Source organism: Novosphingobium sp. (assembly GCF_036733805.1).
Lineage (GTDB): Bacteria > Pseudomonadota > Alphaproteobacteria > Sphingomonadales > Sphingomonadaceae > Novosphingobium.
On the sequence record NZ_DAIMZT010000022.1, the window covers coordinates 1 to 10,509 of the forward strand.

Genomic DNA, 10,509 nt, shown 5'->3' on the forward strand with positions numbered 1-10,509 from the left:
CTTCGCTGGGGCAGTCGAGCCGATGATTGGCGCGCCCGATCCGCTGCAGCAGCCGTGATGAACCCTTGGGCGCGCCCATCTGCACGACGAGATCGATATCCCCCCAGTCGACGCCGAGATCGAGGCTGGCTGTGCAGACCAACGCCCGCAAATCGCCGCGCGCCATCGCCGCTTCCACCTTGCGCCGCGCTTCGCGGGACAAGGAGCCGTGATGGATGCCGATCGGCAGGTTATCCTCATTGGCATCCCACAGTTCCTGGAAGATATATTCGGCCAGGAAGCGGGTGTTAGTGAAGATCAACGTGGTGCGGTGCGCCCTGATCTGCTCGATCAGTTGCGGGATTGCCCAGGTCGCGGCGTGGCCGCTCCACGGAATGCGCTCTTCGCGGGGGAGCAGGATCTCAACCTGGGGGGCAGCGGCTGGCTCCCCCTCAACCTGCGTCACCGCGTCGATATCTCCCCAGGGGGCGATCCAGCCGCGATAGGCATCGGGGTCCGCCAGTGTCGCGGAAAGGGCCGCGCGTTGCAATCCGGGGCTGATCGTCTGCAACCGCGCCAGCGATAGCGCCAGCAGATCGCCGCGCTTGCCGGCGGCGAAAGCATGGACTTCATCGATGACGACGCGCTTGAGCCCGGCGAACAGCGTCGGCGCCTCAGGATAACTCAGCAAGAGAGAAAGCGATTCGGGGGTAGTTAGCAGGATGTGAGGCGGGCGGGCGCGCTGGCGGGTCTTGCGGTCCGAAGGTGTATCGCCGCTGCGCGTTTCGACCCGGAGGGGCAGGCCCATCTCGTCGACCGGCGCGAACAGGTTTCGCTGCACGTCCGTCGCCAATGCCTTGAGCGGAGAGACATAAAGCGTATGCAGCCCTTCCGGCGGGCCGCCTGCTTCAAGCCTTGAAGGGCAGAATGCCGCCAGCGTCGGAAGGAAACCCGCCAGCGTTTTGCCCGCCCCGGTGTCCGCGACCAGCAGGGCGTGACGCCCCGCGTCAGCCGCGGCCAGCATTTCCTGTTGGTGACGCCGCACCCGCCAACCGCGCGCGGCAAACCAGGCGGCGATCTCTGGAGGAACCGCGCCGGTCTGCATCAGACAATCGGCAAGGGCATCGGCATAGTTCCAGGTGGAGCATATCGGCGCGACAGGGGGAAGCCCTGTCGCGCATGAGGAGATCGGGTAGACTTGCGAAGCGCGGCGGTTTGCCGAATAGCAGACCCTTGAAGGGGCGAGATGCATGACCACCGATCCCGAAATCGCGCGGCTGACAAGCGTGGGCATGGGGCTGGCGCTGGGCCTGCTTGTGGGCCTGCAACGCGGCTGGGCGCTCCGCGACCGGGCGGAAGGCTCGCGCTTCGCAGGCATCCGCACATTTGCCCTGTTCGGCATGGGCGGCGCGATCGCCGGCGTGCTTTATGCTTCCGCGCGCGGGCCGGCGATGGCGCTGCTGGTTGCGGCCTGCGCTCTGGTGCTGCTCGGCTACGTTCGCACGGCGCGGACGCGGGATGCGATCAGCGGCACTTCGGGCGTGGTCGCTCTTCTCACGTTGGCCAGTGGATTCCTGGTCGGCAATGGGGAGGAACTGCTGGGCACCGCGGTGGCGGTGGTGACGGTGCTGCTGCTGTCCATGCGCGAGCAGCTTCACCGCTGGGTCAGGCATCTGAGCGAACGGGAAATGCTTTCAATCGCCCGCTTCGCTGTGATCGCGCTGGTCGTCCTGCCACTGCTGCCGGACCGACCCTTTGGTCCCTACCATGCCTGGAATCCGCAGAAGCTGTGGCTGGTTGTGGTCATGGTATCCGGCTTTTCCTTTGCCGGTTATTTCGCCGCCCGATTGCTTGGCCCCGCCCGCGGCATTCTGGCGACGGCGGCCGCCGGTTCCGTGGTCTCTTCCACCGCCGTCACCGCGGCGCTCGCCCGCAGGATGAAGGGCGGATCCGACGAGCTTCCCATCCTGGCGGCGGCGGCGGCCACGGCCTCGATAGTCATGTTCCTGCGCGTGCTGACGCTGACCGCGCTGTTGGCCCCGTTCGCCCTTCCCACCCTCGCGCGCCTGTGCCTGCCCGGCCTGACGGTCAGTTCGCTGGCCGCTGCATGGTACTTGCGCAAGAGCCGGAATTTATCCCCTCCTCCGCCGGCGGACGGAATCGAAACCCGCAATCCCTTCGATCTCCAGCCGGCTCTGCTGCTGACCGCGATGGTGATGGTCATGAGTGTGGCCGCGCGCTGGGTGCTGGAACATTACGGCGACCGCGGACTGGCCGTGGTGCTCGCCATCTCGGGAACGGTGGACGTCGATTCGGCGATCATCACCATGGGCACGCTGGCGGCCGATGCCCTGACCCCGCACGCGGCGGGGCTGGTGCTCGCGGTGCCGGTGACGCTGAACACTCTGTTCAAGGCTCTGGTCTCCATCGGCATCGGCGGCTGGGAAAATGGTCGCCACGCCGCGCTTCCCCTGCTGGCCACAGCGCTGGCGGTGGCGGCCGGCTGGCCGCTGATAGGCTGACGGACCGCGCGTTCAGCGCCCCTTGGCGACTGACCACCTTTAAAGCGGCGGGTCGTGGATCGTTTGACGAAACCGCGCGTTTTATCCGAGGACGGAGGGACATTCCCGCATGTCGCGCGGTTTCTGGCCTCCGCACTTCGACATAGATGGAGGATTCCCATGAATCGATACGATCGCAATCCGTTGCGCCAGCAGGGCGACGGTTACAGCGGCACGCACGGCTCGTATGATACTCCCCGCCAAGCCGACCAGTGGCAGGGCGAACCCGGCGGTCAGGCCGGGGGCGGCTGGGACTATGACGATGGCCAACAGACGCAATATCGCCGTAACGAACGCAGCGACCTAGCCGGTACGGGGCGCGGCGCTTTCGGGGAGGCGGAGCGTGAAGGGCGCGGGCCAAACGGGCTGGAACGCGAATACCGCTCCGATCCACGCGTCGACCGGCAGCGGAACCGGGACACCAGCGCCTATCGCTCCGGTTATCCGGACCGATATTATGACGCCGGCTCTCGGACTGACTTCTCACCCTTCACCAGTGAGGACTACGGCGGCCGCGATCTTTACGCGCGCAGCGGTTGGGCAGGCGGCGGCATGCGGCCCAGCGACACCTATCGGTCCAGCTACGGACTTTCGCGAGGGGACTGGACCGGCACTGACGATTACCACGGCTGGCGCGAATATGGTGAACGTCGCGGCTTCTTCGAGCGCGCCGGCGACGAGATCGCCAGCTGGTTCGGCGACGAGGATGCCGCCCGCCGCCGCGAACAGGACCACCGCGGTCGCGGCCCCAGCGACTACACCCGATCGGACGAACGCATCCGCGAAGACGTGAACGACAACCTGACGCACGATCACCGCGTCGACGCCAGCCATGTGCGGGTTACCGTCAAGAACGGCGAAGTGACGCTGGATGGCACTGTCGACAGCCGCACGGCCAAGCGATGTGCGGAAGATGTGGCCGAAGACGTGCATGGAGTTCGGCATGTGCAGAACAATCTGCGCGTGGAGGACGCGGCATTGAAAATGACGACGGCCGCTTCCAAGCCGACCACCACGAATGCGGGCTGAAAAAGGCGACTAAGCGTCCGTGGGAATGCCCGGAAAGCGCATTTCCAAACAGGTCTTAGGGATCCGCCAAATTCGTAGCATCTCCGTTCGTGTCGTGCGGGGGTGCTACTGATTTCGCGCAGCTTGCCTTAGCTGCGCGAAAGTCCGGATAACGCCAGTTGGGCATCGATCGTGCCGATCAGCCGTTCCAGCCCTTCCGCAGTCGCGCTTTCGGCTCGGGCAGTCAGCATGTCCTGCGTGTTGGAGGCGCGCAGCAGCCACCAGCCATCTTCGGTCGTGACACGCACGCCGTCAATGGCGACGAAATCAATGCCATCCGCCGTGAGGCGCTGCTTGACCTCTTCCACCGCAACGAACTTGCGCGCCGGATCAACCGGGAAGCGCAGCTCAGGCGTGCTGAAGCCTTCCGCCATGGCCCCGCGCATGTCTGTGACGGACCGATCCAGCCGGACGCTTGCAGCCATGAGCCGCACCGCCGCGCAAAGCCCGTCGTCAAAGCCGAACCAGTCTTCGGCGAAGAAGATGTGGCCGCTCATCTCCCCTCCGAGCGCGGCTCCGCTTTCCAGCATCTTGGCCTTGATGTTCGAATGCCCCGATTTCCACATGATCGGCTGCCCACCGAACCGTTCGACAGCATCGAACAGCATGCGCGACGCCTTGACGTCAGCGATCACCGAGGCGCCCGGCCGGCGGCGCAGGAGGTCCTGCGCGAAGATCGTCAGCAACTGGTCGCCCCAGATCACGCGGCCGGTTCCGTCGAGCGCGCCGATGCGATCGGCATCGCCATCGAATGCCACGCCGAAATCAAGCTTCTCGCGTGCGACCAGGGCTTTCAGGTCAGCGAGGTTCGTTTCCACGGTGGGATCAGGATGGTGATGGGGAAAACGCCCGTCGACCTCAGTGAAAAGCAGGTGATGTTCACCCGGCAGCTTCGCCGTCAGCCTTTCGATCGCCGGGCCGGCGGCGCCGTTGCCGGCATCCCAGCCGATCCGCAGCGAGGCCAGCTTGTCCGGCGCGACGTTTGAGAGGCCGAGCAGCAGGCGATCGACGTAAGCGTCAAGCACCTCGACCCGCTTGCTCCTGCCGCTTCCCGCTTCCCAATCTCCCGCCGCAGCCATCGCGCCCAGGTGCTGGATGTCGGCACCGAAGAATGGACGCGCGCCCAGCACCATCTTGAAGCCATTGTGATCGCGCGGGTTGTGGCTGCCGGTGACCTGGATGCCGCCATCTACGCTCAGTGTGGCTGCGGCGAAATAAAGCATCGGCGTGGCCGCCAGGCCGATCCGCACGACGTCTGCGCCTGTGGCCATCAGCCCTTCGACCAGCGCCTGCTCCAGCATTGGCGAACTGAGGCGCCCATCCCGGCCCACCACGGCCCGGTGGCCGCCTGCCCGACGCAGCAAGGTGCCGAAGGTGCGGCCGACCGCGTAAGCATCGGCAGGATGCAGAGTCTCGCCCGCCACGCCGCGAATGTCATATTCGCGAAGGATGGCCGGATCGAACTGATGGCCTCCATTCACTCCTGCTTTTCCTTCAACTGTGTTTCGAACAGGGCTCGCCGAAGCGGATCACTTGTTATCGTCGATCAGCTCGGCCAGAAGCAGATCGCGCGCCGCATTCGCTTCATGAACCTGCTCATTGCTGCCGCCCCGATCCGGGTGAATCGCGGCAATCCGTCGGCGGTGCGCCTCGATGATCGCTTGCCGCCCGGCGTCCGCCTTCACGCCCAGAACTTGACGCGCATGAGCCAGTGCGAAAGACTGGCGGACCTTGCGCTTGCCGTGCCAGGGCCAGCCCCCGGTGAATACCCGCCAGGCGATACAGCCCAGCGCGATCAGCCAGAGCAGCTTCATTCGGCGGCGAGCGCGAGTTCCTGCTGGCCTCGCGCCGGCTTCGGCAGGTTGAGCCCCGCCACCAGCCCGCGCAGTTCCTGCCGCGCGACAAGATGGCTGGTGCCCAGCTCGCCCAGGTGGCCTTTGTCCAGCAAGGTCAGGCCGGATGGAAACAGCTCGCGATAAATGACGCGTTCCGATAGGCCGTTGGCGACCCGGAAGCCGACGCGTTTGGACAACTCATTTAACGCGCCCTCAAGGCGGCGCATGTTGCGGGCCTCGACATGTTGCACGCGGTTGCGCACCACCACCCAATCCATTTCGCGGCGGCCTTCGTTTAGCGTCTTCATCCCGCGCTTCTTGCGGGTTTCCCACATCAGCTCGGCATAGAAAGAGAGTTTCTTGACCTTGAAGCTCTCTCCCTCGACCTGACCGATCAGGTCGAAATCGACGAAGCTGTCGTTCAGCGGCGTTACCAGCGTATCCGCCGTGGTCGCCACATGGCGGGCAAAGGGATCGTCACGGCCGGGCGTATCGAAAATCAGGAAATCGTACCCTTCGGCGATCTGTTCGGCCAGATCGTCCAGCTCATTGACATCGTCACCCTCATAGACCGCGAACCGCGCGCCGGGCAGCCCGATCTCGCGTCGGCGCTCCGTCTCCACGCGGTTCTCGAGATAGCGAAACAAGGTGCGCTGGCGCGGATCGAGATCGATCGCGGCGACGTTTGCCCCCTGATACGCCAGGGCGATGGCGACGTGGACGGCGGTGGTGGATTTGCCGGTGCCGCCCTTTTCGTTGGCGAAGACAATGCGGTGCGCTGCCACGGGACTCCAATCGCTTTTCGGTTACGGGCAGGCCGACGGCCACCCGGTTCAAACTTATTGCCGCACAGGGCGCGCCGCGGCTAATGGCTGGCGGGTCTGCCGGTCAAGGCCATCATATCGGAGCTGCCCCAGCCAATGCAAACCGTCCACAGCCTTGATCCACTGCGCAATCTCGTTGCCGACTTGCGACAGGCGGGAAAGCTGGCTCTCGTGCCCACCATGGGGGCGCTCCATGAAGGCCATCTGACACTGGTGCGCGAAGCCAGGGCGCGAGCCGATCGGGTAGCTGTGTCCATTTTCGTCAATCCGCTGCAATTCGGGGCGGGCGAGGATCTCGACGCTTATCCCCGCCAGCTTGAGCGTGACTGCGCGCTGCTGGAAGCCGAAGGCGTCGATCTGGTCTGGGGCCCCACGGTCGAAGCCATGTATCCGCAAGGTTTCGCGACCGGGATCTCGGTGAGCGGGGTCAGCGAGGGATTGTGCGGCGCGCAGCGACCGGGCCATTTCGACGGCGTCGCCACCGTAGTGTGCAAGCTGTTCCATCAGGTCCTGCCCGATCTCGCCCTGTTCGGGGAGAAGGATTGGCAGCAACTGGCGGTCATTCGCCGTATGGCCCGCGATCTCGACCTCACCCGTCCGCATGTCGACCGGATCATCGGCGTGCCCACCGTGCGCGAGGCGGATGGGCTGGCGATGTCATCCCGCAACGCCTACCTCACCCCCCAACAGCGCGCACAGGCCGCCGCGCTGCCGGCCGCGATGCGGCAGGCGATCGCCACGATTGAGCGGGGCGCAAGCGTGCCAGCCGCGCTGGCCGCGCTCGACGTGGCGCTGCTGGCCGGGGGGTTCACCTCCATCGATTATGCCCGCCTGTGCGATGCGGAAAACCTGACGCCGCTGGAACATGCATCGACGAAGCCGATGCGGCTTCTGGTCGCGGCGAGGATCGGCAAGGCGCGTTTGATAGACAACATGGCAGTCCAGCCCGCACGCTCCTAAATAATTCTATGAAAAGCAATAATCCCGGAAATATGGTTATTTGCACCGGGACCAATAACGGCTAGGTTCAGGCCGGTTTGGGAATGGGTCCGCGCGAATCCGCGCATAAGAGGAGGGATCATCACAATGAAGAAACTGATTTGCGCGCTGGGCGCGCTCGCCGTTTCGCTGTGCGCCCAATCGGCGATGGCGGACCAGTCTTCCGGCCGCAAGCTGCAGGAAAAGGGCACGCAGCAGATTCCGATGTGTACCCGCAATCTGGGCACTGTCGCCATTGTCGAGCCTGACAAGCAGTGGTGGCGCGAACTGAACCTGGGAAGCCCGGAAGCCATCCTGCGCGTCTTCGTTCAACAGTCCCATTGCTTCACTCTGGTGAATCGCGGCCGCTCGCTGGAGAACAGCGCCATGGAGCGCGCCTTGGCCGAACAGGGCGAACTGCAAAAAGGCTCCAACATCGGCAAGGGTCAGATCAAGGCGGCCGACTATTTCCTGCAGCCGGACATTGTTTCCACTAACAACAATTCGGGCGGCTCCAACCTGGGCGGCGTGCTGGGCGGCATCGGCGGCATGTTCGGCCATGGCTTCGGCGCAATCGCCGGCGGCCTCAACATCAAGAAGGGCGAAGCGAACGTGACGCTTTCGATCGTCAATTCGCGCACGACGGTGGAGGAAGCGCTGACCGAGGGCTATGCCCGCAAGTCCGACGTCAGCTTCGGCGCCGGCGGCGGCGGTTTCTTCGGCGGCACTTTCGCCGCCGCTGGTGGCGGGGGCTATCAGAACACTCAGATCGGCCAGATCATCGTGTTGGCTTATCTCGACGCTTACACCAAGCTGGTCACGCAGCTCGGCGGTCTGCCCACGGATGCCTCCGCAGCGGCACCCAAGGCGCGCTGATAGGTTTCACCATCCTGTTCGAGGAAGGGCGGCTTCGCAATGGAGCCGCCCTTTTTGCTGCGCTAACCCGCCTTTTTCCGCAGCAGCACGGTGCGCAGCATGGCCAGCGCGATCTCCCCGCGCTGATTAGTCAATTCATGCTTGAAGACCACAATTCCCTGTGTGGGCCGCGACTTGCTTTCGCGCAATTCCACGACTTCGCTTGAACAGGTGAGCGTGTCACCGATGAAGGTCGGCTTGGGCGTCACCACCTTGTCGTACCCCAGATTGGCCACCAGCGTGCCCAAGGTGGTATCGGCGATCGAGAGGCCCACCGCGAGGCTGAAGGTAAAGGTCGAGTTGACCAGGATACGGCCGAACTCGCTTGCCTTCGCAGCCTCGGCATCGAGGTGGAGCGGCTGCATGTTATGCGTCATGGCCGAGAAAAGTAGGTTGTCCGTTTCCGTCACCGTGCGGCTGGGCTGATGGACGATCTCGTCGCCGACCTGCCATTCATCGAAATATCTACCTGGCATAATGTCTATTCCGCCTCTTCCTCGATCCGCACCAATAACGCATCCACCTGCACTTGCGCGCCGGCAGCGGCATTGAGTTCGGCCACCACCCCGTTGAAAGGCGCGGTGAGCGTGTGCTCCATCTTCATCGCCTCAAGCGTCAGCAGCTTCTGGCCCTTGGTCACCGCATCGCCCTGCGCGACTTCGACCGCGATTACTTTGCCCGGCATCGGCGCCACGATCGCGCCCGAGCCACCGACAGCGCCGTGCGCGGCGTCATGCCGCCAGGCCGATAGCTGCCAAGCCTGCCCTTGCTCGGTAATCAGCACGCTTGCAGAGGGGTCCTCGTCCCCGGCGCCGTCCAGCTCGATCTCCACTTTCTCGCCATCAAGCAGGAACCAGGCGGAGCGCCGGCGCGCGGCGTTGAGTCGGAAACCGGCCATGTCCGTCATTGGCATCAGTGCATTGGCCGCCGCTCGCAGCGCCTCGGCGGAGGGCGCCGGCGGCTGCGCCATGGCCTCTCCGTCCCGGCCGATCAGGCCGGTATCGACCGTGCCCGCGGCAAAGCCGGGATGCTGCAACGCCTTGACCAGGAATGACGCGTTCGTCTTCACCGGCCAGACCGCGCTGCCGGCCAGCATCTCGCCCAGCCGCTCACGCGCTTCCTCACGATCCTCGCCCCAGGCGATGACCTTGGCGATCATCGGATCATAGAACGGCGAGACCTCCGCCCCCTGATAAACGCCGGTATCGACGCGCCCGCCTTCGGCCTTGCCGAACTGCAGCAGTTCCAACCTGCCGATCGAAGGCAGGAAACCCTTGGCCGGATCCTCCGCGTAGAGGCGTGCCTCCATGGCCCAGCCGTTGATCGAAAGCTGGTCCTGCCGCTGCGGGATCGGCTCTCCGGCCGCGACGCGAAGCTGCCATTCGACCAGATCGACGCCGGTGATCTCTTCGGTCACCGGGTGTTCAACTTGCAGGCGGGTGTTCATTTCCATGAACCAGATCTTGTCGGCCGACAGTGCGCCAGAGCCATCGGCGATGAACTCGATCGTGCCCGCGCCGACATAATCCACCGCCTTGGCCGCGCGGACGGCGGCGGCGCACAGCGCCTCGCGCGTGGTGGCGTCCATGCCGGGGGCGGGAGCTTCCTCGATCACTTTCTGGTGGCGGCGCTGCAGTGAGCAGTCGCGTTCGAAAAGATGAACGACATTGCCGTGCTTGTCGCCGAAAACCTGCACTTCGATGTGGCGGGGAGAGGCGATGTATTTCTCGATCAGCACGTGGTCGTTGCCGAAGGAGGCCGCCGCCTCGCGCTTGCATGAGGCAAGCGCGTCGGCGAAATCCTCTTCACGCTCCACCAGCCGCATGCCTTTGCCGCCGCCGCCCGCGACCGCCTTGATGAGCACCGGATAGCCGATTTTCGCCGCTTCTCCGGCCAGAAAGCCTGTCGACTGTTCCTCACCCATGTAGCCGGGCGTCACTGGGACGCCGGCGTCGGCCATCAACTTCTTGGCCGCGTCCTTCAGGCCCATCGCGGTGATCGAAGAAGGGTTGGGGCCGATCCAGACGATCCCCGCATCCATCACGGTTTGGGCGAACGCGGCGTTCTCGGAAAGGAAACCGTACCCAGGGTGAATGGCCTCGGCGCCGCTTGCCAGCGCGGCGGCGATGATCTTCTCCCCGACAAGATAGGACTCGCGCGTGGGCGCAGGGCCGATATGCACAGCCTCGTCCGCCTCCCGCACATGAAGCGCCTGCGCATCGGCGTCGGAATAGACCGCGACCGTGCGAATGCCGAGCTTGCGCGCGGTGCGGATGACCCGGCAGGCGATCTCGCCGCGATTGGCGATGAGGAGGGATTTGAACATCTTTTAACTCCCGCTCCCTGGCG

The 10,509-nt window shown here is 64.8% G+C and carries 10 protein-coding genes; 4 read left to right on the plus strand and 6 right to left on the minus strand.

The window, feature by feature from the left end; genetic code table 11:
• The coding region (locus tag V7D69_RS07245; protein WP_333605461.1) for a DEAD/DEAH box helicase at window positions 1-1,084 on the minus strand (1,084 nt) is incomplete at its 3' end.
• Between the two features lie 145 nt (window positions 1,085-1,229).
• Here V7D69_RS07245 and V7D69_RS07250 point away from each other — a divergent pair.
• Both V7D69_RS07250 and V7D69_RS07255 read left to right on the plus strand, forming a co-directional pair.
• The gene (locus V7D69_RS07250; protein WP_324064774.1) at window positions 1,230-2,501 is read left to right on the plus strand and encodes an MgtC/SapB family protein; all 1,272 of its coding nucleotides are present in this window, start codon (window positions 1,230-1,232) and stop codon (window positions 2,499-2,501) included.
• A gap of 159 nt (window positions 2,502-2,660) precedes the next feature.
• Window positions 2,661-3,569, plus strand: a complete 909-nt coding sequence (locus tag V7D69_RS07255; protein ID WP_324064775.1) for a BON domain-containing protein — start codon at window positions 2,661-2,663, stop codon at window positions 3,567-3,569.
• 128 nt (window positions 3,570-3,697) lie between these two features.
• Here the strand turns inward: V7D69_RS07255 and pgmG are convergent, their stop codons facing one another.
• From pgmG to V7D69_RS07270, 3 genes are read right to left on the minus strand one after another with little or no spacing between them, the layout of a single operon-like run.
• On the minus strand, window positions 3,698-5,089 hold the full coding sequence (pgmG, locus tag V7D69_RS07260; protein ID WP_333605443.1) for a phosphoglucomutase/phosphomannomutase PgmG: 1,392 nt from the start codon (window positions 5,087-5,089) through the stop codon (window positions 3,698-3,700).
• Between the two features lie 48 nt (window positions 5,090-5,137).
• A complete protein-coding gene (locus V7D69_RS07265; RefSeq protein WP_324062916.1) occupies window positions 5,138-5,422 on the minus strand; it encodes a molecular chaperone DnaJ in 285 nt (94 codons plus the stop codon).
• Window positions 5,419-6,228: a division plane positioning ATPase MipZ gene (locus V7D69_RS07270; protein ID WP_324062918.1), complete on the minus strand. Its 810-nt coding sequence runs from the start codon at window positions 6,226-6,228 to the stop codon at window positions 5,419-5,421. Before V7D69_RS07270 ends, V7D69_RS07265 begins: the two co-directional genes overlap by 4 nt.
• 135 nt (window positions 6,229-6,363) lie before the next feature.
• Between V7D69_RS07270 and panC the strand changes: the two genes are divergently transcribed.
• The gene (panC, locus tag V7D69_RS07275; RefSeq protein ID WP_324062920.1) at window positions 6,364-7,227 is read left to right on the plus strand and encodes a pantoate--beta-alanine ligase; all 864 of its coding nucleotides are present in this window, start codon (window positions 6,364-6,366) and stop codon (window positions 7,225-7,227) included.
• A 126-nt stretch (window positions 7,228-7,353) separates the two neighbouring features.
• Entirely contained in the window at window positions 7,354-8,121 is a 768-nt protein-coding gene (locus V7D69_RS07280; protein ID WP_324062921.1) for a CsgG/HfaB family protein, read from the plus strand.
• 62 nt (window positions 8,122-8,183) lie between these two features.
• On the opposite strand, the gene V7D69_RS07285 is transcribed toward V7D69_RS07280, so the two are convergent.
• Both V7D69_RS07285 and V7D69_RS07290 read right to left on the minus strand, forming a co-directional pair.
• A complete protein-coding gene (locus V7D69_RS07285) occupies window positions 8,184-8,636 on the minus strand; it encodes a MaoC family dehydratase (protein ID WP_333605444.1) in 453 nt (150 codons plus the stop codon).
• Between the two features lie 5 nt (window positions 8,637-8,641).
• Window positions 8,642-10,486, minus strand: a complete 1,845-nt coding sequence (locus V7D69_RS07290) for an acetyl/propionyl/methylcrotonyl-CoA carboxylase subunit alpha (protein WP_333605445.1) — start codon at window positions 10,484-10,486, stop codon at window positions 8,642-8,644.
• Between the last annotated feature and the right edge of the window lie 23 nt (window positions 10,487-10,509).

Bases quoted from the DNA above. Each gene is read 5' to 3' on its own strand.
- V7D69_RS07280 (WP_324062921.1), top strand. From the start codon at position 7,354: ATGAAGAAACTGATTTGCGCGCTGGGCGCGCTCGCCGTTTCGCTGTGC.
- V7D69_RS07250 (WP_324064774.1), top strand. From the start codon at position 1,230: ATGACCACCGATCCCGAAATCGCGCGGCTGACAAGCGTGGGCATGGGG.
- V7D69_RS07285 (WP_333605444.1), bottom strand. From the start codon at position 8,636: ATGCCAGGTAGATATTTCGATGAATGGCAGGTCGGCGACGAGATCGTC.
- panC (WP_324062920.1), top strand. From the start codon at position 6,364: ATGCAAACCGTCCACAGCCTTGATCCACTGCGCAATCTCGTTGCCGAC.
- V7D69_RS07255 (WP_324064775.1), top strand. From the start codon at position 2,661: ATGAATCGATACGATCGCAATCCGTTGCGCCAGCAGGGCGACGGTTAC.
- V7D69_RS07265 (WP_324062916.1), bottom strand. From the start codon at position 5,422: ATGAAGCTGCTCTGGCTGATCGCGCTGGGCTGTATCGCCTGGCGGGTA.
- V7D69_RS07290 (WP_333605445.1), bottom strand. From the start codon at position 10,486: ATGTTCAAATCCCTCCTCATCGCCAATCGCGGCGAGATCGCCTGCCGG.